Origin of the sequence: Nostoc sp. ChiQUE01b, assembly GCF_034531255.1 — a bacterium.
In the GTDB taxonomy this organism is placed as follows: domain Bacteria; phylum Cyanobacteriota; class Cyanobacteriia; order Cyanobacteriales; family Nostocaceae; genus Nostoc.
Genome location: NZ_JAVRBM010000003.1, coordinates 90,406 through 116,027 on the forward strand (window position 1 = coordinate 90,406; position 25,622 = coordinate 116,027).

The 25,622-nt window shown below is 41.2% G+C and carries 18 protein-coding genes; 10 read left to right on the plus strand and 8 right to left on the minus strand.

The genetic code is table 11. The features are described 5' to 3' along the window. Nucleotides 1-36: 36 nt before the first annotated feature. Both RMY63_RS03355 and RMY63_RS03360 read right to left on the minus strand, forming a co-directional pair. A complete protein-coding gene (locus RMY63_RS03355) occupies nucleotides 37-1,509 on the minus strand; it encodes an alpha/beta fold hydrolase (RefSeq protein ID WP_322727339.1) in 1,473 nt (490 codons plus the stop codon). Between the two features lie 157 nt (nucleotides 1,510-1,666). Further along, the gene (locus tag RMY63_RS03360) at nucleotides 1,667-3,676 is read right to left on the minus strand and encodes a hypothetical protein (RefSeq protein ID WP_322727340.1); all 2,010 of its coding nucleotides are present in this window, start codon (nucleotides 3,674-3,676) and stop codon (nucleotides 1,667-1,669) included. A gap of 669 nt (nucleotides 3,677-4,345) precedes the next feature. Here RMY63_RS03360 and RMY63_RS03365 point away from each other — a divergent pair. From RMY63_RS03365 to RMY63_RS03395, 7 genes are all read left to right on the plus strand, one after another. Then, nucleotides 4,346-5,740 (plus strand): NADH:flavin oxidoreductase, encoded by a 1,395-nt coding sequence (locus RMY63_RS03365; RefSeq protein WP_322727341.1) that lies wholly within the window; start codon nucleotides 4,346-4,348, stop codon nucleotides 5,738-5,740. Nucleotides 5,741-5,806: 66 nt separating this feature from the next. Further along, complete coding sequence (locus tag RMY63_RS03370) at nucleotides 5,807-7,273, plus strand: cytochrome c (RefSeq protein WP_322727342.1); 1,467 nt, start codon at nucleotides 5,807-5,809, stop codon at nucleotides 7,271-7,273. A gap of 12 nt (nucleotides 7,274-7,285) precedes the next feature. Then, nucleotides 7,286-7,696, plus strand: a complete 411-nt coding sequence (locus tag RMY63_RS03375; protein ID WP_322727343.1) for a hypothetical protein — start codon at nucleotides 7,286-7,288, stop codon at nucleotides 7,694-7,696. A gap of 89 nt (nucleotides 7,697-7,785) precedes the next feature. Continuing rightward, on the plus strand, nucleotides 7,786-9,219 hold the full coding sequence (locus RMY63_RS03380; protein WP_322727344.1) for a c-type cytochrome: 1,434 nt from the start codon (nucleotides 7,786-7,788) through the stop codon (nucleotides 9,217-9,219). 327 nt (nucleotides 9,220-9,546) lie between these two features. Further along, nucleotides 9,547-11,187: a lipoxygenase family protein gene (locus RMY63_RS03385; RefSeq protein WP_322727345.1), complete on the plus strand. Its 1,641-nt coding sequence runs from the start codon at nucleotides 9,547-9,549 to the stop codon at nucleotides 11,185-11,187. A gap of 271 nt (nucleotides 11,188-11,458) precedes the next feature. Beyond that, the gene (locus RMY63_RS03390) at nucleotides 11,459-11,767 is read left to right on the plus strand and encodes a putative quinol monooxygenase (protein ID WP_322727346.1); all 309 of its coding nucleotides are present in this window, start codon (nucleotides 11,459-11,461) and stop codon (nucleotides 11,765-11,767) included. A 12-nt stretch (nucleotides 11,768-11,779) separates the two neighbouring features. Next, nucleotides 11,780-12,832, plus strand: coding sequence for a saccharopine dehydrogenase family protein (locus RMY63_RS03395; protein WP_322727347.1), 1,053 nt, complete (start codon nucleotides 11,780-11,782; stop codon nucleotides 12,830-12,832). Nucleotides 12,833-13,185: 353 nt separating this feature from the next. On the opposite strand, the gene RMY63_RS03400 is transcribed toward RMY63_RS03395, so the two are convergent. Then, nucleotides 13,186-13,359, minus strand: coding sequence for a hypothetical protein (locus RMY63_RS03400; RefSeq protein WP_322727348.1), 174 nt, complete (start codon nucleotides 13,357-13,359; stop codon nucleotides 13,186-13,188). 640 nt (nucleotides 13,360-13,999) lie between these two features. Here RMY63_RS03400 and RMY63_RS03405 point away from each other — a divergent pair. Both RMY63_RS03405 and RMY63_RS03410 read left to right on the plus strand, forming a co-directional pair. Further along, complete coding sequence (locus tag RMY63_RS03405) at nucleotides 14,000-14,317, plus strand: hypothetical protein (RefSeq protein WP_322727349.1); 318 nt, start codon at nucleotides 14,000-14,002, stop codon at nucleotides 14,315-14,317. Between the two features lie 145 nt (nucleotides 14,318-14,462). Beyond that, a complete protein-coding gene (locus RMY63_RS03410) occupies nucleotides 14,463-16,016 on the plus strand; it encodes a cation:proton antiporter (protein ID WP_322727429.1) in 1,554 nt (517 codons plus the stop codon). 296 nt (nucleotides 16,017-16,312) lie between these two features. On the opposite strand, the gene RMY63_RS03415 is transcribed toward RMY63_RS03410, so the two are convergent. Both RMY63_RS03415 and RMY63_RS03420 read right to left on the minus strand, forming a co-directional pair. Then, nucleotides 16,313-16,867: a DUF3124 domain-containing protein gene (locus RMY63_RS03415; RefSeq protein WP_322727350.1), complete on the minus strand. Its 555-nt coding sequence runs from the start codon at nucleotides 16,865-16,867 to the stop codon at nucleotides 16,313-16,315. A 163-nt stretch (nucleotides 16,868-17,030) separates the two neighbouring features. After that, nucleotides 17,031-17,708, minus strand: coding sequence for a TrkA family potassium uptake protein (locus tag RMY63_RS03420; protein ID WP_322727351.1), 678 nt, complete (start codon nucleotides 17,706-17,708; stop codon nucleotides 17,031-17,033). A gap of 261 nt (nucleotides 17,709-17,969) precedes the next feature. Here RMY63_RS03420 and RMY63_RS03425 point away from each other — a divergent pair, with 261 nt between their 5' ends. Next, entirely contained in the window at nucleotides 17,970-19,220 is a 1,251-nt protein-coding gene (locus RMY63_RS03425; protein WP_322727352.1) for a serine hydrolase, read from the plus strand. Nucleotides 19,221-19,394: 174 nt separating this feature from the next. On the opposite strand, the gene RMY63_RS03430 is transcribed toward RMY63_RS03425, so the two are convergent. The 3 genes from RMY63_RS03430 to RMY63_RS03440 form a co-directional block, all read right to left on the minus strand. Then, a complete protein-coding gene (locus RMY63_RS03430) occupies nucleotides 19,395-22,427 on the minus strand; it encodes an MFS transporter (RefSeq protein ID WP_322727353.1) in 3,033 nt (1,010 codons plus the stop codon). Between the two features lie 298 nt (nucleotides 22,428-22,725). Further along, on the minus strand, nucleotides 22,726-23,259 hold the full coding sequence (infC, locus tag RMY63_RS03435) for a translation initiation factor IF-3 (RefSeq protein WP_104908867.1): 534 nt from the start codon (nucleotides 23,257-23,259) through the stop codon (nucleotides 22,726-22,728). Between the two features lie 596 nt (nucleotides 23,260-23,855). Further along, the gene (locus RMY63_RS03440; RefSeq protein ID WP_322727354.1) at nucleotides 23,856-25,349 is read right to left on the minus strand and encodes a catalase; all 1,494 of its coding nucleotides are present in this window, start codon (nucleotides 25,347-25,349) and stop codon (nucleotides 23,856-23,858) included. Nucleotides 25,350-25,622 lie beyond the last annotated feature (273 nt).

The following is a 25,622-nucleotide window of genomic DNA, read 5'->3' on the forward strand; positions in this document are numbered from 1 at the left end:
TTCATTAATTTTGAATTTTGAATTTTGAATTGTTAATTATTGCCATTGGGAAATTTCCAAGCGAACTGCCGCATTTGTTCCTAAGACTTTTTGCCCACGTTCGGGTATGGAAATATAGGCAACATATCCACTGGAACTGGATTCTGAAGTCGGATTTAACTTTGTTACTGGCTCTTTTTCATCAGAATTCCAACTGTACTTAGCCTCATAAGTGCTATTTGATTCGGCAACATCAGTAATTAGATAGTCAGACCATACGGGCACTTGGTCGAGATGATGGTCACGTAACCAATTCGTCTCTTGTTTTGTAAAGGAATGCAGTGCTAAACGTAGGGCATATCTACAGGTATTATCATCACTGACTGAGTTTCTTGGGATTAAGAAAGCTGTAAATAGCGGAACAGGTTTATCTGTTCGGGTTAACTCTTGTGTAATTGGGCAATAATGAGCGATCGCTTGCTCATATATAGGAATAGGAAGACCACGCAAAGCCACCCTAGTTTCCAGTTGATAAAAATTATTGTCCAGGTCTTTTAACTCAACATTGCTCAAAGAGAGTTTCACCTGGATATCACCAAACAAAAATCGTTGCAGGTTTTGATAACCTTCTTCAGAGTTCAAAATGCCATAACGTCCACCATGAGAGCGATGAACATAAGCACGATGAGATCCCGCGATATAAGCTTTATCGATTTGAACTAGACCATCACTTTTGACTCCCACAACCTTGCGTGAAAAACCAAAACCTTCTTCATAATCATGTGCATTAGTGCCGATCAAAGAAAAAACGCGGTCTGGCGAAAAAGCATTCTCTATACTTTGTAGTTTTTCTAGCTGAAAGTCATCGGGTAACTCAGTTGTTGGCTTTATACCAGGTGTTAAATACTGATACATCCGCTGAGGGCCAAAGTCATCAGAATTATTCAATTGAAACTTGTCCCTCAGATTTTCTAGCAAGCCACTCCCAACCTCAAAATAAATACCGCCATGAGGTGTACCGTAGGTAAAGAATTTGTCAATGTGATCCGCAGCTTGCTCGCCTTGTTCTGGATAAATCTTTTGAATCAAGCTGCGACAAACGAGACCTCCCATCGAGTGGCCAACTAGATAAATTTTGTCAGCACCCGTCGTTTTCTTGACATTCTGGATCAAGTCTCTTAAACTCTTGGCGATCTCCTCCATCTCTTGTCGAACTACACTTGAGGAGCCAAAACTAGGTGTAGATATATCATAAAATCGATAGATCCAAATAGTTTGATTCAGTTGACCAGACAATCTTTTAATCTGATTGCTTACATTCTGATTGTCAACAATCGGTTGATAACCATGATCAGTCATTAGCCGCAGCAATGGACTCTCGAAAAAAAACTTCTGGGGATTTTCCTTCTCATCGACTCGAATATGTGTTGAACCACTATTGAATCCATAAAAGGGATCGTTGACTGTTTGCTCAACGTCTTTTTGTGTACCTGCATATCCACGAACGAAGACGATTGGTAAATACTGCATATATATCCTTGCTATTTAATCAATATTTTTCTCGTTCCCAGGTTAAATCTGGGAACGAGTGCAGAATATCAAGACAAGTTGTCTTAGTACAACATTTTATTAATTCGTAGCGAATTCTCTGCGTTTAAAACACTACGATTTTACACGGGAGCTGTACTTAGAAAGTTTTCACGAACTCAATTAGGGCTTTCTTATCTTCATCTGGGAGATTTGAGCCAAAATAATGACCTTCATCTTCTACAAAGTCAGGAGATTTGTTGGCTCTTAAAAGCACACGTGCTAACTTACCCTTAATTCCACCGCCTGGTTTCAAATCTTGGAAAAGGCTGCTGAGATTGAGAGATGTAATCGCCTCCCTCATATTGATGCTTGCCAGCAAATTCACAGGTGTACCTTTAGGAACAGGAATCCTAAATCTCGGATTCGGATCTCCTGGGGGAAGCTCTAATTTGGTATCTCTATCTGTCCTGCTGATAATTCCTTCACGTTTTTCAGGCCATAGCAGCTTTTCCATAGCATCCGTATAGGCTTCTACACGTCCTTTCACTGAGGGATCTTCGTTGTAAAGTCCTAGTGTGTTGTTGTGCAGAAGTGGTGCTGTTGCCCAAATGCTCACTAGTGAAGGTGTACGGTAATAACCTAAACCGCCGTCAGGTATCTTAAATTCGATGGGTTTTTTCTCATCGAAGGGGTTGTACAGCGTCAAAGTACCTGGTGAAGGCAGTTCTTTGAACGTCTTCGACGAGAACTGATCCCAAATATGCCCCTTAGCCGCATTTGTCCCTAGCGATCGCGCTGCATTAGTACCAATTAAAGTAACTGGATAACGCTGGTCATCAGACAAGAAGTTGTGGTCGAGGAAATTACTACTGAGTACAGACTCTTCGTACCATTTTTGAGCCTGTTCGGGGTCAGCAGCGATCGCAGCCGATGGCTTTTTGCTGGAATGGCAACTAGCACAAGTGCTGGCAAAAACCAGCTTGCCACGTTTGAGAACTTCTTCATCTTTAGTCAAGAACTTTTCACCATCTGGGGCATCTTTCAGGTGCATCGGCTCGATAGTTTTTAAGAATGCTTCGGCATCAGCCATACGTGCTTCTGTCTGTCTCCAGCCTTCGCACTCCTTCCGTGCCTTTTCGATATCAAAAGGTTTTTGGGGAGTTCTGCCTAATAAAGGCTCATGGAGACTTGTCCAGTAATCGCCGCACATCCCAATGTTGACGTAGACGCGTAGTGAGGCATTTGCCACTCCTGTAGAGTCTGCACCATCCTTGAGAATATGATTGACATCCTTGGTTGAACCATCGTTCATCACCTCTGGATATTTGGGGCGATCGCCTAAATTAAAAATGGCATTGATTGCATTCGGATTGTTAATATGATCGGTGGCAATCCGAGAAGTATCAGAGGTACCAGGTTTTTGAGAATCAAGTACTTGCTTAACAAAACTATTTTCTCTAACGCTGGATGCAAATAATTTGTTTTCCTTGATGTACTGATTACCTAACGCTGCTACAAGGTTTTCCCATTTCGGGTGTTCCTTATCTTTGGGTGGATTGAGGGGATCTAATGCTACGTGACAAATAGCACAAGACTGCCCAATCACATAGGGAGGCTCAACTTGCGAGGTTTTGATATATTCAACAGGGTTCCATTTTGCCGAGTCGAAGTTGGGGTTTTGGAACTTACGCAACCCAATAACACCAGTTGAGAGCGGATCTTTACACTTATCTAGCCACAAACCGTATTCATCTGGTGTTGTCGCCTTTTCACATCCAGGATCGTTAATTGCGCCATAACGTTGCAATCGCTCGTCATGCATACGCGAGTCAATCAGCTTTAACAGGTCAACACCGCCATGTGTTCGCTTCGCTAAATCACGATAGTACTTATCATTACCGCCAGTCCATAAGTACCAAGTGCAACGACCCCGTTTTTCGGCATCTGTCAAATTCTCCTTTGTGTACTCTGGGAGATAACCGATACCGTCACAGTTATCAGGGTATTCAGATACACTGGTATCTGAGTACTCTGTATTTATGGACGTAGGTATTTCACTATACTCATCAGCTAGAGCTGTAGGCGTTCCATAAAAGCCGCAGACTATAAACATAGTCACGAATAGGAGGAGCAGACAGCCCTTAAAAATTAGACTTGTCTTTTTCATAAAACTCTCTGGTTGTAACACCTAAACCTTTTCCACTGCACCTCACTTTTACAGAGGTACACTAATGCTTCATCACTAATTTCCCATTTTCCAGATTTAGTCTTGGGAGATTTTGACGACTTAGAATGTACCTGACTGAGGTTCGTTATATATGAAGTTACTACACAAATTTGCAAAACGTCATCAATAAACTTTTATACATTTATAAATCAAAAATTTAAAAAATTGTAAATTTACAATGGTGTTCAATAATCAATTTGCTATGGTTATATCGATTTCCTACAGACTTGGTTAGGTTTGTAACAAATTGTTAGCAGCTACTTTTAAGGTTGCCTTAACCTTTTAAGAGAAATAAAAGACGGGAATTTTCACTTTTTTTTAAGAATTGCTCTGTAAGTACCATAGCTTTACAAACTGCAAAAGTCTTTATATAACTGTAAAAACCAATAAGGATAAATATCCATGCTAAAACTTGGTAGGTAAATTTAAGTAACAAAAACTTAATATTTAGCGCTCCCACCCGAAAACCTCCACTGGAGATTTGTAGACATAAAAAACTGCTCTCCCAGAGACACTAGAAATAATAGTTCTCTGGCGAGACTGTTAGTGCTACGAATAATTTTGATGCCTAATTTTATTGCCGAAATAATATAAAAGACAGAGGAACACATGCAAAACGATATTATCTTTGAACCATTGAGATTCCGTAATCTCACAGTAAAAAATCGGATATTTCGCTCAAGCATTTCTGGAAGATGGGATAACTATGATGGTTCAGGCACTCAAGCCCGAATCAACTGGGAAGAAAAGTTTGCTCGTGGTGGTGTAGGAGCTATTATTAGTTCCTTTGTCCCAGTCGCCATCCGGGGACGAATTATGCCCAATTACGCCACCATTAACTGTGATGAGCGCATTCCTTTTTGGCGAAAAGTAGGAGAAAGAGTCCACGAATATGACTGTAAATTTATTTTGCAATTAAGTCATTCGGGGCGACAGCAAGATATTGGTGGTGTAGAAAACTTAGGAAAAAAAGCCTTAAGTTCTACTAGCCAAACTGAGCCATTCCACGGCTTTTTATGCCAAGCGATGACACTAACAGAGATTAAAGAAACAATCCAATACTTCGCCGATGGTGCTAGACGTGCCCGTGAAGCAGGTTTGGACGGAGTGGAATTGCACAGTGCTAATGGATATCTTTTTAATCAATTTCTCAGTTCTGGAATTAACGACCGTCAAGACGAATATGGTGGTTCATTAGAGAATCGAGCGCGGTTTTTGCTAGATGTAATTAGAGCAATCCGCAAAGAAGTAGGCAACGACTTTCATCTGCAATTCAAAATTAGTGCCGTTGACTATAACAACGCCGTCACCTTTTGGGAAAAACCAGGTAATACCATAGAAGATTCCATCCAAGTTTGTAAATGGGCAGAAGAAGCTGGGGCTGATGCCGTGCATGTGTCAACTGGTAGCTTATTTCCTCACCCACTCAATCCCATTGGTGATTTTAATTTTGATGTCATTACTAAAACTTATGATGCCATGTTGTCAAGTGGTGTCGAAACCACACGCAACTACATTTTATTTCGCAAAGCATTTTTGCATCCACTGTTCAATTTTTTATGGAATCGCGTGAAAAAGCAATTACCTCCTCAAGCATTTAGTGGTGATGATGTAAAAGACGCTAAAATCAAACAGCTACTAATAGAGAACCAAGGTAGAAACTTACTAGATTCCAGAGAAATTAAAAAGCACGTTAATATTCCCGTATTATGTACAGGTGGTTTGCAGCAAGCTTCTTATATTTGTCAGGCAATTAACGATCGCTATTGTGATGGTGTTACAATGGCTCGCACCCTAATTGCTAACAATGACCTAGTTAAATCTTTTCAAGCAGGTAAAGATTTGGCAGATAAACCCTGTACCTATTGTAATAAATGTCTGCTGAATGTAATTGAAAATCCCTTGGGTTGTTACGAGCAGGAGCGCTTCAATAGCTATGAAGAGATGATGGAAGAAGTAATGTCAGTTTTTCATGAAACTCAGTTTGCAAATTTATCTAGATAAAAAAGCGATGCGTATCATATCGACAATTTCGCTTACAAATAATCTCGACAACATGGGGAGTGTTTCATGACTGAACAAACAAACCCTACCCTACTTCCAACCTCAATCAAGGGAGTCTTCCAGCGGATTTGGGTTGTGATTGTAGGTATTGTAGCAGTAGCAGTATTTTTCCTTTGGCCTGTTTTATCTAACTCCCCAGTGGATTATGCTGATATTCAAAACCACTTTAAATATGGTTCAATCGGCAGCGAACCTATCAATGGCATTCCTTACTGGATTTGGAAAGTTTTACCAGAATTATTCCCAGATAAATTACCTGGAAAAGGTTATACTTCTCTGGGATTTATCAAAGAAGCTGACAAAGATTTCCCTATAGGTTTTTCGCAACGGCGAGTCTTTATCGATAGAGTTGGGTTGAATTGTGCTGTATGTCATACAGGAACGCTGCGAGATACCCCTAGTAGTGAACATCAAGTTATGACTACCATGCCTGCTAATGTGGTTAATTTGCAGGGATATATCAAATTCCTATCAGCAGTTGGCGCAGATGAGCGCTTTACTGCTAACCGGATGTTGCCAGAAATTGAAAAAATCAGTGGTGGTCTTAATCCCATTGAAAAACTACTTTATCGCTTCATTGCAATTCCTCAAACTAGAGATGCACTAATTAATCAGGCATCTCGACTTGATTTCGTTGAAAAACAACCAGATTGGGGCCCAGGAAGAGTAGATACTTTTAATCCTTATAAAGCAATTCAATTCCATTTCCCAATGGATAAATTGCGTCAGGATGAACTGATTGGTACTTCTGATTTTCCCTCAGTTTGGAATCAAAAACCCCGCGAAGGATTACAGTTACATTGGGATGGTAATAACACTTCCGTTGATGAACGAAATAAGAGTGCAGCTTTAGGCGCTGGAGTCACACCCACAACAATTGATTTGCCTCGAATTCAGAGAGTTGCTGATTGGTTGTGGGAACTACCACCACCAAAATATCCCTACGAAGTTAACGAAACTATAGCAGCGAAGGGAGAACAGCTTTTTCAAAGTAATTGTGCTAGTTGTCACGCTTTTGGTGGTGCATATACAGGCAAAGTTGTCCCAATTCAAGAAATTGGTACAGACCCTCATCGTCTCGACTCATATACCTACGAAACGATGTCTAACCAAAATACTCTGTATACAGGGTATCCGTGGCGCTTTAAGAATTTCCGTAAGACTAATGGCTATGCAAATATGCCCCTTGATGGTGTTTGGTTACGTGGCCCTTATCTGCACAATGGCTCAGTCCCCACCTTACGAGATTTACTAGAAACACCAGAAAATAGACCTAAAGAATTCTATCGTGGCTATGATGTGATTGACAGAGCAAAAGTTGGTTTTGTGTCTGATATCGGTGTAGAAAACGGTAAGCAATACTTTAAGTTCGATACCACAAAACCTGGAAATAGTAACAGTGGTCACTTGTATGGTATCGATCTTCCTACAGAAGATAAAGATGCACTAGTTGAGTACATGAAAAAGCTTTAAAAGGAGAGAAAAATGAATAATTACGCTAAATGGTTTAGTCGCGTTACTTGGCTTGGCATTATTGTTAATATGTTTTTTGTCATTCCCTCTTGCTTCTTTCCAGAATTAATGCTGACGTTCCTTCAAATGCATATACCAGTGCCAATTATCTGGGTTCGTGCTGCGGGAATGTTGTTATTTATTATTAGTGCATTTTATGTTCCTGGAGCACTTGACCCGTACCGATATCAGGCAACTGCCTGGATATCAATATTTCCTTCAAGAGCTTTTGGCTCAACATTTTTTATTTGTGCAGTGTTTTTCTTTGGGCAAGATAAAGGATTTTTATCTATTGCCTTTGTAGACCTGTTTTTTGGATTAGCGGAAGTAATTCTTCTGACCCTAGCAATGCGTACTAAAATGCAATTGCTGCAATTCCAGTGAAGCAATTCTTCTAATTTTATCCCTAGTCTAGTGTGGGTATATTTCCTGGACTACAAACAGATTCTTCTGCAAAGGAGCAAAAGAGTGCCATGACAATACTCAAAGATAAAATAAGTAGGGTAATCACAAGCATTGTTTTAATTGTGATCCTTTTAGCTGGTGTAGTTGGGTATGTGGGATGGTACAACCTTTTTCGAGAGGTTCCCACATATTATGAATCGCCTGAAGAACACTTTAAATATGGTTCTATTGGCACAGAAGAAGCGCAAGGTGTTCCCTATTGGATTTGGCTGGTACTACCACGAATATTCCCTGATAAATTACCAGGGCCAGGTGGTTATACTTCCTTGGGAATCACATGGGAAGAGGGTAAAGAAATGCCAGTTGGGTTTACTAAAAAAACCATTGGCTTTCCTCGCGTTGGTATAACTTGCGCTGTTTGCCATACTGCCACCTATAGAAAAACAGAGAAAGATAAACCCACAATTGTGGCCACGGCTCCTGCTAATAAGTTTGATTCACAAGGTTATTTACGATTTTTGAGTGCAACTGCTGGTGATGCTAGATTTACAGCAGATTATATCCTTGACGAAATCAAATATAACTATCAGCTTTCGTGGTTAGAAAATTTACTTTATCGCTTTCTGCTAATTCCTCAAACTAAGAAAGCACTGCTGCAACAAAAAGAAGACTATAGTTGGACAGATTCTCGTCCTAACTGGGGCCCTGGTCGAATTGACCCTTTTAATCCGGTTAAATTCAATACTTTAAAGTTGGCCAAAGATAACACTATCGGTAACTCTGATATGATGCCTCTTTGGAATCAAAAGATGCACAAAGGGTTTGCACTTCATTGGGATGGGTTAGAAACTTCACTAACAGAAACTGTTCAAACTGGAGCAATTGGTGACGGTGCTACCAAAAAATCACTTCCTGTAGCCGATTTACAACGAGTAGAAGATTTTATTCAAGAAGTACCACCTCCTAAATATCCATTTGCTATTGATGAGCAAGTGGCTGCAAAAGGAAGTCAAATTTTTGCTAATACTTGTGCATCTTGTCACGCTTTTGGTGGGGAAAGAACGGGTACTGTTATCCCTGTGGAAGAAGTGGGAACTGACCGCCATCGGTTAGATATGTGGACGCAAGAAGGAGCAGATACTTACAATCATTTTGGTGATGGCTACCCTTGGGACTTCAAAAACTTACGCAAAACCAATGGGTATGTATCTGTTTCCCTAGATGGATTATGGTTAAGAGCGCCATATTTACATAATGGTTCAGTCCCATCTCTACAAGATTTGTTAGAAAAACCAGAGAATCGTCCTCAAGTTTTCTATCGGGGATATGATGTCTACGACCCGAAAAAAGTTGGTTTTATTACTGAGGGAGATGAAGCCAAAGCTATAGGTTTTAAATACGATACGACGGTAACTGCTAATTCAAATCAGGGACATATTTATGGCACTGATTTATCTGAGGAGAATAAAAAAGCTTTGATTGAGTATCTGAAAAGTCTGTAATTCAAGTCATTGCTACATCCTGATGTAATTCAGCACCTTTCTGACCGAGACAATTTTAGATTTTCGATGCGTGGATTTTGGATTAAATTGAAATCTAGAATCTAAAAAAAGGTTTCAAGCCCCCGACTTAAGTCGGGAAGAAAATTCCCAAATTTTCAATATTTAAGCCTCTTCTTTATAAGGAGAGGTTAATCCAAAAGACGTTCACGGACTAGTTGGCGCAGCCTCTCGTAGAGAAGGAGCTTCGTTATCATAAATGCAAAATCTAAAATTGGTTGACGTTAATCATTTACTAGCAGACGCTCAAAAATAGAATTGGAGATAATCGTGAAACCATATTTACCACAAAAAGATCCTGATGTGAATGTCCGAATCAATTGGCTAGATAAAAATCGAGAAGAGTACAAATTTAATTTCAATTATCTAGCTCCTCTACCAGTCATTGATAAAGTTCCTCATAAGGAAATTTTCTCGGCAGAATATACTGCTAAACGTTTGGCAAGTATGGCAACTCTTGCACCAAATATGCTAGCTGCCAAAGCCAGAAACTTCTTAGACCCATTAGATGAATTGGAAGAATATGAAGAACTTTTGTCACTGTTACCAAAACCTGATGTCATAAAAAATTACAAAACAGACTCTTGTTTTGCAGAACAACGACTCTCTGGAGCGAACCCATTAGCTATCCAAAGAATTGATGTATTACCTGATAATTTTGCTGTCACTGATTCCCATTTTCAGAAGGTTGCAGGTACAGAAGTTACTTTGGAAAAGGCACTCAAGGAAGGTAAGCTATATTTTTTAGATTACCCTTTGTTATCTGATATTAAAGGTGGTGTCTACGAGAATGTTAAAAAGTATCTTCCCAAGCCACAAGCTCTATTTTATTGGCAAAGTAATGATAGTTCTAATGGTGGTTCTCTAGTACCTGTTGCTATCCAGATTAATCATGAGTCTGGCGCAAAAAGCGTGATTTATACACCAGATGACCCCCATTTAGATTGGTTTTTGGCAAAAACCTGCGTTCAAATTGCTGATGGCAACCATCAAGAATTGGGTAGTCATTTTGCCTATACCCATGCAGTTATGGCTCCGTTTGCGATTGTAACTGCGCGGCAACTAGCAGAAAATCATCCCATCGCTTTACTGTTAAAACCCCACTTCCGTTTCATGCTATTTGATAATGATTTGGGACGCACTCAGTTTTTACAGTCTGGAGGCCCGGTTGATGAGTTTATGGCAGGTTCATTAACGGAGTCTCTGGGATTTGTGGCGAAGGTTTATGAAGAATGGAGTGTTGAAAAGTTTACCTTCCCTCGATTAATAAAAAGTCGCCGAACGGATGATCCAGAAATTTTACCACACTTTCCTTTCCGGGACGATGGTATATTAATTTGGAATGCTGTCGAAAAGTTTGTGGCTGAATACTTGCAACTCTATTACAAAACCTCACAGGATATCAGTGACGACTATGAGTTGCAAAATTGGGCTAGAGAATTAGTAGCTCAAGATGGTGGTAGAGTCAAGGGAATGCCAGCCAAGATTGAGACTCTAGAACAACTAATTGAAATCATCAGTGTAGTAGTATTCACTTGCGCTCCTCTACACTCTGCTTTGAATTTTTCTCAGTACGAATATATGGCTTTTGTACCCAATATGCCCTATGCAGCCTACCACCCAATTCCAGAAACTAAGGGTGTGGACTTGGAAACTATCATGAAGATACTTCCTCCCTTTAAACAAGCTGCCGATCAGGTGATGTGGACTGAGATTTTAACGTCGTACCACTATGACAAATTGGGTTTTTATGATGAGGAGTTTGCCGACCCATTGGCACAGGAAATTGTGGTGCAATTCCAACAGAATTTGCATGAAATAGAACGGCAGATAGACATTAGAAATCAAACTCGTCCCATACCTTACAACTACTTCAAGCCTTCGCAAATTATTAACAGCATTAATACTTGAACTGGGGATTGGGGATTGGGGATTGGGGATTAAGACCCCAACCTCAACCAAATCTTAAAATAATTTCTGACCCAGTACCGAATCGCACTAAACTTGTGTCACTTCTTTCCCAGTCTAGAGACTGGAACCAGTCAACCAGTCAGGGTAAGGGGTATATCTTAACTTAGTGCCATTCGACCCAGCGCCCATTTATCGCAAACTTTTCTTAGCTGAAATTGGAGAATCTTGAACGCGACCTGTTGAACTAATCTCAGAAAAAAGAGGTATAACAATGTCAAATCAGCAAGTAACTGTCACCGCTCGATTAAAAGTAAAGCCAGGTTTGGAGGAGGGATTCAAACAGGAATTTCAATCTGTAATAGCTGTTACCCTTACAGAAGAAGGTTGTATTAATTACGACTTACATCAATCTGTTGAAGATCCATCTTTGTTTCTGTTGCATGAAAACTGGGTCAGCCAGGAAATTTTGGCTCAACACTTAGAGCAGCCGTATATTAAAGCTTTGAGCGAAAAATCAGGACAATTTTTGGTTGAACCGCCGGAAGTTCGGTTATGGCAGCAGATTGCAAACAATCCCTAGTTGGTGATAATAATGACATCAAGGGTGTTATTGTATGGTGCAACTGGCTATGCTGGAAAACTCATTGCTGAATCTGCTAAAAATAACGGACTGGAATTAATTTTAGCTGGACGCAATCAAAGTTCACTAGCAGCAGTAGCCAATGAATTAAGTTTGGACTTTCGGGTTTTTGGCTTAGACGATCCGCAGGCGATCGCTCGCTCTCTTGAGGATATAATTGCTGTCATCAACTGCTCTGGGCCTTTCTCCAAAACCTCAAAGCCACTTGTCGATGCTTGTCTACAAACTAAAACTCATTATTTAGACATAGCTGGCGAAGTACCTGAATTTCAGGCGCTACAGGCACGAGATACTGAGGCTAAAAATGCAGGGATAATGCTTCTCCCTGGTGTGGGATTTGGGGTTGTTCCTACTGATTGTGTCGCTGCTTATCTCAAACATAAGTTAGCGATGGCAACGCGACTGATTTTAATCTATGAAACAGTGGGCGGTGTATCTCAAGGAACTGCAAATACCGTACTGCCAACTTTACATCATATCGGGGTAGTCCGAGAAGCAGGTAAGCTTATCACATCTCGGCCAGCATCGAAAAAACGTAAAGTTGATTTTGGTTATGGCCCGGTGACAGCAGTAACAAACCCTTGGCGTGCTGATATTATCACTGCCTTCCAAACTACGGGTATCCCAAACATCGAGGTTTATACCGTATTTCCTAATCCTGTGCGCTTCCTGATGGAGTCGAGCCAGTATTTGGGATGGTTATTTAACTCGTCTCTATTTCAAAGTGCTTTAGCAAGTTTAATTAAAACTCTACCCACTGGGCCAACGGCAGCAGAACGAGCCAAGGGGCAAGTTAGAGTAATTGGTATTGCTGAGGATGAAACTGGTCAACAAGTAAGTGCAAAGCTCTTAGGGCCGGAAGCATACGATTTTACGGCATTAGCGGCTGTAGCAGTTATCAAACGGGTGATTCAAGGCGAAGCTAAGGTAGGATTCCAGACTCCTGCATCTGTATATGGGGCAGATTTTGTCCTTGAAATTCCGGGAGTTACTGGGTTCAACTAAGGATATAAAAGAAAGCTGGGTTTTTTAGGCTTGATAGCGAAAAAACCTGGCTTTTTTTTGCTGACTTTGTGCATTCATTTTAAGCCATTTTATTGACAAGGTTAGAAGAGATGCGATCGCTTGGTTGGAGAGGAGTTGCTGGGAGGAAGTGCGATCACTTGTTTTGTTACCAAGGTTAGAAAAAGCGATCGCGCTCCGCGCTCCATTTTCATCCTCGTGCGATGCAGTCCACGCTAATAAAAATATTAATGAAGAGTTATTATTCTATATTTTAGTTAGCCGGATGAAAATTAAATTGTATAATTAACTTACTAACAAAATTAGTTTTAACTCTTTCTCAAGTACTTAAATTGCTAATTGATAATCCATTTGGCAATTAATCGATTACGCTCACCATCAAATTCGTTCACCCAGATCATAGAGAGTTTAGGTTGAGTTGTTTTTGTATTTTGATTTAGAGACTCGTCTGACAATGCTGCTAGCTGTGGTTTAGCTAAAGACTTGTTAGAAATATTTAAAAGTTGCATAAGTTTCTACCTTTGATTTTTTGAGAACTGTTAGTATTTAGAAAATTCTTCGATACAATTACATGAGGTTTAGTAGACAAAGTATCTAGTTACATCCACCAATAAGTACGGTTTTTTGTTGTTAGATATCTTTTGTTGATTTCTCCTGATTGGCAATCATTTAACTCTATTGTCTTATTTAAAACATTAGGCAAGTATACAGATAGACTAATATTTGAGCCTAAGCTATTATTAACATTTTCATACTTTGACGATTTGCTTTTTTGGAATTGTTTAACGCCTTGATGAAACAGTTGAATGTATGACACAATCGATGATTTGTTAGAAGAATTCAGGTTAAACAGCATAAGTTTTCTCCTGCAAATAGGATGACAATAAATGATGAGCGACGCAGACATATAAATTTAATTCTGTGTGTGAAGCCTTGTTAAGATATAAATAAACATAAAGTATCGAGTTAAGATACTAAGGTTAAGTTCATGCAACACTGACTTACTAGCTGTTCGCTTTCGTTGCATAATCCTAGAATAAATAGATTTAATTAGGAATACATCGTCAAGCTAGGAAATTAGCTTTCCAATTTTGGAAGTTGACTAAAGCGTATCTTCCTGTATGATTTACACGTATAGTCTCCCTTTTTATGCAACGCTTTCTACACTATATCCGTCGCGTTCAGGCAGTTTTATTCTTTACGACGCTAATTTTATGCTTGTGGTTATCCCATCCTTCCCTAACAATTGGGCATAAGGTAGTTAGCAGAGATAACGACAGCCAAATCGTCAGGTTTAACGCAGTTAGTACAGCAAGGACTTATACCAATTCTCCAAAATATAGCTACACATGGACAGCAGGGAGCAGGGGGAGAGTTATCTGTAGTCAGGATTTAGAGAAATGGTATAAAACTGTTAATGATGGAGGGAGGGAGTTTTTGAATTTGTTTAAAGTGCGATCGCTTTGACTCTGAGTTTGGTGGTAGGATTGCCGAGCTATGGTAGCAAGTACTGACTCGTTCCATTCTGAACCCACACCCTGAACTTGCTAATTTGGCATGAATGAAGAGAGAATCTATCAGTCAAGTTAAACTAACTCTCCAAAACGCCATAGTGGATGTTACCGAATTAGTCAAAGTTTCAATTATTCTCTTGCTCCTTGCTACAGGAGTAGCTTTGCTGTCCCGACGGTTAGGAATTCCTTATGTTACGGGTTTAGTACTAGCAGGTTTGCCCATCACCGAGTTATTGTCTCGTCGGATTGGTTTAAGTCCAACCCTTGTTTTGGATCTTTTCCTGCCAATTCTCATCTTTGAAGCTGGTATTAATACAGATGTCAGCCGCTTACGCAGCACTTTTAAACCAATTGCTTTACTAGCTGGGCCAGGGGCTGTGATTTCCAGTGCGATTATTGCCGTCCTGTTGAAATTTGTCTTGGGATTGAGTTGGATACCTGCGTTATTTGTCGGAGTAATGCTGGCAAACACTGATACTGTTTCCATGATTGCTGTATTTAAAGATATACCAGTGCCCTCACGGCTTTCCACCATCGTTGAAGGGGAAACCCTATTCAATGATGCCGCTGCCCTAGTTTCCTTCAATCTGATTGTGCAAGTATATTCAACAGGCTCACTCACATTTATACAGGGAATCGAACAACTGCTATTTATCTCTCTAGGAGGCTGCGTTGTGGGGTTAGTCTTGGGCTATTTGAGTATACCTGTATTTGCCCGTTTAGATGATGCTCTTAGCAGTCTTTTGCTGACAGTTGCAGTTGCATTAGGAACTTTTCAGGTTGGGCAATATCTCGGTGTCTCAGGCCCTGTAGCCGTAGTTGTCGCTGGCTTAATTTTCGGTAATTTAGGGCTTTCTCGGAATACTTCTGCTTCTAGCCGCATTACCTTGTTGAGTTTCTGGGAATATGCCAGTTTTACTGTCAACACCTTTATTTTTCTGTTGATTGGTGTAGAAATAAACTTAGTTACACTCTGGAAAACTTTACCTGCAATTCTACTTGCAGTTTTGGCTTATCAAATTGGGCGAGTTCTTACAGTCTATCCACTGCTAGCATTAGTTCGTTGGATTGACCGCCCAATTCCGCTGCGCTGGCAACATTTACTGTTTTTAGGCAACATTAAAGGTTCACTCTCAATGGCTCTGGCATTGAGTTTACCTACAACACTGCCAGGGCGAGAAGTCCTGATAGCTATAGTCTTCGGCTGTGTGCTGGTGTCGTTAGTGGGACAAGGTTTAAGTTTGCCTTGGGTGGTAAAACGCTTAAAATTATCTAAATTTTCCGAAGTTCAACAACAGGTTGAAGAGTTGCAAGCCCAGTTGATGACGAGTAAGGCGGCACAAGATGAATTAGATAGCCTGTTGAAATCAGGGGTATTACCAAAAGCCGTTTATGAAGAGATGCGTTCGGCTTATCAGGTACGAATTGCTGGTGCAGAAAAAACACTGCGGGAACTATATAATCGTCGCCCTGATGAGGTGGAAGGTAGAAGTGGCAAGAGCAGTAAACTTGAAGCCATTCGCCGACGTTTACTGCTGGCAGAAAAAGGAGCGCTCAATGAGGCAATGCGGAAGCGAATTCTCTCAGAAGAAATTGTGCGCGGGCGGATACAAACTCTTGATGAACAATTACTGAAATTAGAAGATGATTAGAGATTAGAGATTGGGGACTGGGGATTGGGGATTGGGGATAGTCTGAGCTTTGTGAGTGAAGCTCTGAGCTTCTTTGATGAACCTCTGAGCTTCGTTGATGAACCTTTGAGCTTTGTGAATGAACCTCTGAGCTTTGTGAATGAACCTTTGAGTTTTGGCTAATTAGGATCTGTTGGCTCCAGTAAGAGATTGAGTCAGAGAAAAGACTCAATGAATGCATTCCCATGCGGAGCATAGGAATGAGGAATTAACGAGGAATTAACAAGGAAACTTAATTCGGAATTCGGAATTCCGAATTATTTTAAAGGCGATGGCTTATCGTTATTTTGACTTTTTATTACCCTACCAGGACTGATAAAAGAAATTCCTTGTTGAAAGTCAGTACCAATCATGACTGCTTCCACTATCGGTTCGGATATTTCTGTTTGGGCTACCCACTCGACAATGAAGTTTGCGCCTAAACCTCCACTGCTATCATTTCTATTGATAAAAAAATCTGTAGAAGCTAGGGCATCAAGTTGAATAGGGCGCTCCAAGTACTGTTTAACTGGTTTTCCTTCGGAGTTATAGTAGCGCACAGAAGTAATAATAATCGGATTGGTCAAATCTGTATTCCGAATACTAAGCGTAACTGCTAACTCAAAAATCTCTTGGCGATTGTGATGATAGATATGAGAGTAGACCGGAACATAAAGAGTTTGACTGCTGGCTATCTTAAAATTCTTATCCAGCGTCACTGTTTTTTGCAATGGGGTTGCTGGAATGGCATTAGGTTGTGACTTGGGTGTTGATTCACAAGATGCAAGAATCATAACAGCGATCGCTAAATAAATATATCGATACGGCTTCATCAAAACTCACCAATTTTTTTATATGTGTAGCTAACCCTACCTAATAGACATAGGAGTGAAAATTAATTCTGCGTTGCCCGAAATCCTTGGTAGGCACAATTCATGAATTGTGCCTACGTCATTTCACCAGATGTCTAATAAACAGTTTAAGTAGGAACTGCGCTCAACATTTTTGTTCAATAAAATCAATGACTTGATGTAAGCATCTTGGTTTAGTCACAATCAGCACAGTTGAATGAGGTTCCAGTATTGTACTGCCGTTAGGAATCATCAAATCTTCGTGGGGATGGGATTGATAGCCAATAATTAGCGAACCACTAGGGAATTGCGAATCCTGAGCAATTTCGGCAACGCTACGACCAGCAACATAGCAATTGTTAGGGATGGAAAGTTTCAGAACCTCAATCTGTCCCTGCTCAAAATGCATCATTGATTCCACTTGGGGATACTCAATGGCGTTCACCATTGTTGAAACAGCTAGTTCAACAGTACTGATAATATGGTTGGCTCCAGCTATCCGCAATGGTTCGGCAAAATCGGGGTGGCGCATCCGACTCAAAATATGGGTTACACCGTAGTGTCTAGCAAGAGTTACCATTGCTAAGTTTAAGGCATCACTTCTCAGAACAGCTGCCAAGGAACCTGCTTTGCGAATCCCAGCTTCTAGCAATACTTCTGTACTCACAGCACTGCCTTCAAAAGCCATTGCTCCCACTTGTTCGCGGGCGTAGCGGCAAGCGATAGGGTCAATGTCAATTACAGCAACAGTATGCCCTAGTTCTACCAGTTTTTGCGCTAAACTTAAGCCCACTAAGCCTGCTCCACCTATAAGTACGTACATGGCTGTTCTTGATACTCTGTAACTTCTTGTTTCACTCTATAGGTTAACAAGGAAATGAAGATGTAGCTTGAGAGACTTATAGTTACTGAGTATTGTTGGCATAGCGGAACGTACCCGTGCTAAGTACTGAGTGGAACAAATATATTCTGTCTGGGTGCAAGCCCTTGCGCCTCTACGAAGGTTGTATGTGTTGCAAAGATTTTTTGAATTAGCTTTGGTAATATAAGAAGTATTCTATTATCAGGCATTTAAAAACTTCTAATGCATCAATATTACATTAGTCTTTTATTAACTAATTTGCTAACAGTAAATTTCCTCTTTTCTCCGGTGGCGTTAGCAGATGTTAAACCTCAATTACTACCTTTAGCTCAGATGATATCCCCAAGTCAATCTATTTCTCCTAAAGCTGCTTTAGAAAGATTATTTACTAGCAAAGAAATTGAGAATGAATGGTTTGCACCGGAATTTTTAGCTCAAGTTCCTATCGAACAGGTGCGGAGAGTTATTGACGGAGTGAAAAGTCAACTAGGAACCTATGAAGGCGTACAAAATAATGCCAAAGATTATTTAGTTATTTTTAGTCAAGCTTCAGTGCCAACTAAAATAGCTCTGAATAGCAAAGGACAAATTTCCGGGTTGCTGTTTGAGCCACCGCAAGCCAAAGTCATTAGTTTAGAAGAAGCAGCTAATAAATTTAAAGCGTTACCGGGTAAAGTCAGTTTTCTAGTTCAAGAAGGCAAAACAATACAGGCTGCATTAAATACTAAAATACCTCTAGCGGTTGGTTCAGCCTTCAAACTAGCCGTACTCAAAGCACTGAAATCAGAAATTGCTTCTGGTAAGCAAACATGGAAAGATGTAGTGCAACTGCAACCTAGTTGGAAAAGTTTACCATCTGGAATGTTACAAACATGGCCAGATGGGGCATATCTGACAGTGGAGACACTCGCAGCTTTAATGATTTCTCTAAGCGATAATACAGCAACAGATATATTAATTAACCTGCTAGGACGACAGCCGATTGAATTGGTATCACCGCGTAATCGTCCTTTCTTAACTACCCGTGAATTGTTTATTTTGAAAGGTTATCGTAATCGGGACTTTCTGAAGCGTTATCGCACAAGCAATGAAGCTCAACGTCGCGAAATCCTCAAAGAACTCTCAAATAAGCCGCTTCCTGATGTTAATGAATTTGAGGGAGGTAATCCAGTTGCCCTTGACGTAGAATGGTTTTTTACAGCTGAAGAACTTTGTGGATTAATGGAAGAGGTTGCTGATTTGCCTTTAATGAGTATTAATCCTGGTGTTGCCAAAGCTAAAGATTGGCAGCGGGTAGCATTTAAAGGTGGCTCTGAATCTGGTGTTCTGAATATGACAACTTGGTTGCAAGGAAAGAACGGGAAAAATTACTGTGTGGTTGCTACTTGGAATAATAGTGATGCATCAATAGAAGAGTCAAAATTTGTGGCGTTGTACACTGGGGTGCTTGCAAAACTTGCAGCTAATAAATGAATTTGTCATTTGTCATTTGTCATTTGTCATTTGTCAAGAATCAATTAATATTTACTAATAACCAATGCCCAATACAACTCTTGGAGAGGCTGCGCCAACGGCAACGCTCAGTACAAGTGCCCCATGCCCAATGACTGTTCTCCCGATTCTTTAAGTATTATGACTTCTGAATTCTTACATTTTCCCGTTGTCCAATCCTTTGGAATTGTAATTTTTAAACTCGTATTTTTCGAGTAACTCTTTAACTTGAGCGGCCACCAAAGGATGTGGATCTTTTTGTAACTGGGGGAGGATTTGCTGGAGAACGCGATGTGAAACCATATTCAAGTATGCGATCGCAGCTTCTCTGACAAAGCCGGTTGGATGACGCAAACTCACTAATATCTCAGAACTGGTCAGTCGAATGCGTGTCACCTGAGCATAATGAAAACAACAAGCTAAACACCAGTCAGAAAGGAAATTACCTAACATCAGCAATCTGTGGAGGCGATCGCTAACTACCATGTTCTCATATTCTACGATCTTGGCTTCGACAAGATATTGTAATTTTTCTGCCTGTGGTCGGTTATCTAAAATATTCAGCAATAAAGACTTTGAAGACAAAGTTACGGTATGCTCTAAGATTTCTAACCCCCGCGCTAAGTTTACCACTGAGAGCGATTGCAGATTGAAGGATGCTGCCTGCATCTTTTCTGGCGAGTAAAGCAGTTTCAGTAATAGTAGCAGCCGCTCTTTCACAGCCAATTCCAATTCTAAAAGGGCGCGTTGCAGTAATTCACAGACAATCACAATCCTCTGATTAGATTGATAATTTTCTTTTTCGTCTGGTGTTTGGAAGTCAATGTATGCGGCATAAATTTCACCTAAAAACTTTAATTCCTGCTTAATTAAATTTTCCACCCGACTTTCATAAAATCGATCTACTAAACCTTTAATTCCTGGTTGTTTGTGTATTTTTAGTAAGCTGCGGAGAATATGATCCCTAGTAGTACCCCAGGATATTTCCAAGTTTTCCCATAAAGTCTCCAATGCTTGCTGAGTACCGACTTGAGCAATACTACGCCAAGCATACATTCGCACTACTTCTGGTTTGTAAATATTGGTAGCCAACCGCAACAGCATTTCTAAAGCTTCATTTTCTAGTCGCACTAGGGCTGACATAGCTGTGCTGCGGGTTGATTTGTAATAAAGTGCTGCAATCAGTGCTGAATAGTATTCTTCTAAATGGGTTGCTGCAATCATTTCTAATACGGCACAGCGCACCCGTAACGATTCATCTTGTAATAAATTCGGGATGTGAATCCGCAATGCCTGCAAATAAACTGCTTCTCTCAGCGCTCTAACTCCATTCACCCGTTCCCGTTCTTGCTTATGAGTCAGCATCCGGCGCATGGTTTGAGTAGCTGCTACCTTTTGCATAGGCGTTCCCTGGCGTAAGACTAAAGCGGCGGCGGTGGCGCGGATGAGTGAGTTTTGCCGAGGGTGTAAATATCCTTCTAAGAGGCTTAAATTGGGATTTGGTTCAGCCAGCCAAACGTAGCGCAGCGCTAAGGCAAAAACTTCGGGGTTAGTTTCTTGGGATTCTTCTAACAAAGGACGGATGGCGGCTAAATAAACCGGATTTACACCTCCCATCAGCATCACTTCTAAACTTTGGCGCTGCAAATCTGGGGTTAACTTCAATAGTAGCGGGGCTAAAACTTCCGCCGCTCCAAGGGAATCAATTTGGGCTAAAAGTTCAATACAAGAGCGTTTATCAGCCTCACTGCCTTTTTCTGCTAAAGCTTTGACTACACCCTGTTTAAAAAATCGTAAGCCGACATTGGTTGCACTTAAGTGACCCCTCGCCACACTCAAGACTAACAGTTCCACATAGCGCGATCGCAATTCCCAAACTACTTTTAAACAAGTACCAGCTATCAGCATTGTTTCTGCTACCAACACCCATTTTTGTAGTGGTTCGGGTACAAACCGCCCACAAAACAAGATAGTTACAAAAATTAGCGCTCCTGTCAAACCTGTAGCAATCGCTTCGGCAGTTCCGCCGGATAAAGTCTGCATCCGGCTGCGAATTCCCTCTGGAATCGGTTGATACAGGATGGGGCCGCTACTCATGACAAAGGTGTAGCGCAGAAGTTCATCGCAGAATTTGACAATTATCAAACCCCAGAAAAAGCTTTGCGATTGCATGGCTGGAATTAAATGCAGTAATACCAGCACTCCTGGGAGTGAAAAGCCGATGGTGATTGGTAAAAGCGTGGCAGTGAAAAATACCCCCATTCGTTCGATGAGTCGGCTGGAAAAAAACCACTGCAACAACAACTCACACAGTCCCAACATTCCACCAAAAAGACCTAAAAAGCTCGCAAGTTCTCGGTCGCCTAAATTGGATTGGAGTTCGCGTAAATACTGAAAATCTATTAACAAGCCAATGACTTGCAACAATCCCACAAAAGCAAACAACTGCCAAACGTACCGCTTCAGCGGACTTTTGATGAAACGCTCTCGTGAAGCTTGTTGTTCACGAACTAGTCTTTGTGGGGTTTCAGGAAAAGCTGCTCGATAGTGATGAGTTAAATAGAATAGAATCCCCGATCCTAATAAAATCACCATACAGGCGATGAAGATGATCTTATTCAGCGTGGTGTATTGCACTAGCCAAGGCAAACTAAAGCCACTGATCACATCTGCTACCAAAAGCCCACTACTTACCAGTGGGTAAGTCCGTTTAATCTCCCGAATATTAAATATTTGGTTGGCGACGATGGAAGTGTTGAGGTCATTGACCACATAAAGTGCATCTACCCACAGCCGCAGTAGAAAAGCCGAAATCACTGCCAGGTAGGAAAAATGAGATCCCCAACGTAATACAATTAATAAAACTAATGGCATCAACATGCAAGGTGCGATCGCCACAATTACCCGACGTAAGGGAAAAATCTTTTGCAGCCAAGAGTATAAAAAAACCAGTCCGGCACTCATTGCTGCGCTAGCAATATACATCCACGGCAATAGGTGAGTCCCATATTCATCCAAAAACAGCGCCACCGTACTGTCTTCTGCCCACCGCAATCCTACACATACAATTGTGTAGAAAAGAAACATTATCTGGGTTCGTTCGCTCTCCTCTGGTCGGAGATTCACCCACTGTAATAGTCGTGGTAAAGCAACTTTATTTGCAGCCAACCAGTGATTTTTCAGTTCCATGCAGTTTTATTTTCTGGTAGTATCACCGCGTAATCGGGAGCGGGGGCAGAGGGAGCAGGGGGAGCAGGGGAAGAAAATATTTCCTTATCTCCCTCATCCCCCTCATCTCCTGGAAATAGCAAAAGTCCTGAGCAACTGAGTATTATGTTTCCCACTCAGCCTTCAGAATTATCGATTTTAGATAAATTGATACAACCTCACAGCTTTGGGCGCATGTTGCATGGAAACAAAACATCAAAAAATCCCCTGACTTCTAGCCAGGGGATTTTCAAACTTGGTCTATTAAACAGTTAGAGAATTATTTTTTAGGCGAAATGAGCATCATCATGTTTCGTCCTTCTTTTTTAGGCGCTTGTTGAAGCTCACCAAAAGGCTCCAAATCCGTTGCCATTCGCTTGAGCAAATCTTCTGCTAGGTCGCTGTGTTGAATTTCTCGACCCCGGAACATCACAGTCGCTTTGACTTTATCGCCATCTTTCAAAAAGCGCTCTGCTTGCTTAACACGCACGTTGTAATCGTGTTCTTCTATTTTGTAGCGCATCTTAACTTCTTTGACATCAGCCGTGTGCTGCTTTTTCCGGGCTTCCCGCGCCTTTTTTTCCTGCTCAAACTTGTATTTCCCGTAGTCCATAATCCGACAAACCGGCGGATCAGCTTTATCGCTGATTAGCACCAAATCTAGCTCTTTTTCTTCTGCTAGTTGTAGTGCTTCCTGTGGGGGCATAATTCCCAGTTGGGCACCGTCAGTATCAATGACCCGAATTTTCGGGAAGCGAATTCGTTCGTTAATTTGGGGCAGATCGCGAGTTCTTTTCTTCTCAATCACAGCCATTATGATTTGTGGGAGCTCTTAAATGAAGGATTTGGTGTGGTCTAAATTGGTATGCCTCAGAGGCAAAATACAGAAGTAACTCAGGACTGAAAACATAGTCTCCAGTTCTAGGGTAACTAATCTATAAAATAGTTGCCTCGTTGTATTTGTCATTTTACTCAGTCTGAGAGAATTTCTCTGCAATAGTTAATCTAAATTAGACAACCTAGACTCATATTAAATATTATTACAATTATTTAGCAAGACTTTTTGCGATCGCTTAACCGCCGATCAGGGCGTGCAATAAAAAATTTAGATTTGCGATTCATCAGTTTTCTCGCAGAATAAAATCTGATAAGTACAATAAATTGTTGCTATTTTCTCTCATATTTGCACCCATGATTTTTTCTACCCTCAACTGTTGCAATTTTACCTGTTTTAGGGAATGAAACAGCCCTGCCCATAAGAGGGCGCTTGGACGCAAGCCGCGAGTACAAGCTCACGGCTTGCGTCTTTCTTCCCCCTTGCTAAGAGCTCCCTGCTCAAGAGCTTCTTTTGACCATCCAGATTTTCGGTGCGTTAGCCTACGGCATAACACACCCTACGAAACTATGAGGCTACCAGCTACCTACAGGTTGAGCAGTAGCACCCAGCATTGAGGGATCGATAGAAATGCCTAACCCCTCGGCTACACGACGACCATAAGAAATATCTGCCCGGAAGAAGTGGCAAAGTTGGCGCATTTGGATATCCTGTGTCGCTTGAGAGAGACTGCCAACGATATTATGAGCAAGACGCTCTTGCTGCTCAGGAGTCATTAACCGATACAGATTACCTGCTTGGGTGTAATCGTCGTTTCCTTCACGATGACTGTAACGATCAACTGTGACATCGCCCAAATGACTAGGTGGTTCTGCATAAGCTGGATTTTCTTTGGGCGTACCCTCAGCACTATTGGGTTCATAGTTAGGAACGCTACCGCCGTTGTTCCCCGATGCCATAAAGCCATCTCGCTGGTAATGCATTACTGGACATTTGGGCTGGTTGACGGGTAGTTGCTGATAGTTACCACCCAAGCGATACCGTTGAGCATCTGGGTAAGAAAAGATGCGAGCTTGCAGCATTTTGTCTGGAGAGAAACTAACGCCAGCAACCACTGCACTAGGGCTAAAAGCGGCTTGCTCTACTTCGGCGAAATAATTCTCAGGGTTCCGATTTAGCTCTAATATCCCGACTTCGATTAAAGGATATTCTGAGTGCTTCCAAACTTTGGTCAAGTCAAAGGGATTATCTGGATGTTTAGCTGCTTGCTCCTCAGTCATTACCTGAATAGACATCCGCCACTTAGGATAGTCTCCTTGAGCGATCGCTTCAAACAGATCGTGAGTTGCATGATCTGGATCTTCGCCCTTAATCTTAGCTGATTCTTCCTCAGTCAAGGTTTGATGCCCTTGCAGAGTCTTAAAATGAAATTTGCACCAAACGCGATCGCCTTCAGCGTTAATCAAACTGAAGGTATGGCTACCAAAGCCATCCATGTGTCGATAGGTTTTCGGTATTCCCCTGTCTGAAAACAAAATCGTTACCTGATGAAGCGATTCTGGACTAAGTGACCAAAAATCCCATCTTGCATTATGGTCTTTGCAATTGGTTTGGGGATTGCGCTTTTGGGTATGAATGAAATCAGGAAACTTCAGCGGGTCGCGGATGAAGAAAATAGGGGTATTGTTGCCTGTAATATCCCAGTTGCCCTCTTCTGTGTAAAACTTAATGGCAAAGCCTCTGGGGTCACGCTCGGCATCTGCTGAACCTTTTTCTCCTCCAACTGTAGAAAAGCGCAGGAGAACTTCTGTTTTCTTGCCAATTTCAGAAAAAAGTTTGGCTTTACTGTAGCGAGTGATGTCATTGGTGACAGTAAAAGTACCGTGAGCAGCCGCACCTTTAGCGTGGACAACTCTTTCAGGAATACGTTCTCTGTTGAAATGAGCCAGCTTTTCTAGGAGGTGGAAATCCTGGATTAATACAGGGCCACGCGATCCAGCTGTGAGTGAATTCTGATTATCAGCAACAGGAATACCGTCAGCAGTTGTCAATTTTTGGTGTTCAGTCATGGGTTAGAAGCTCTCCATTAAGTTACTCAGATTGCCCACAGTATATTTTAGTCAGTAGATTGACGGAAGCCTACTGATAGAACAATCTAATTCATAGTCATAACGAGTTTATATATAAATCATACTCGAAATGACTATGAATTACAAGAACTTTTTTTGTATTCTTTGGGAGTAATATTTAGGCTTCCGTTCCGAACGAGGACGGGTGAGCATCCTCGTTTGGCTTATGAAAAATTTTAAGGGTAAGTGGTTAAGCGTCAGGTGGTTTTGGGC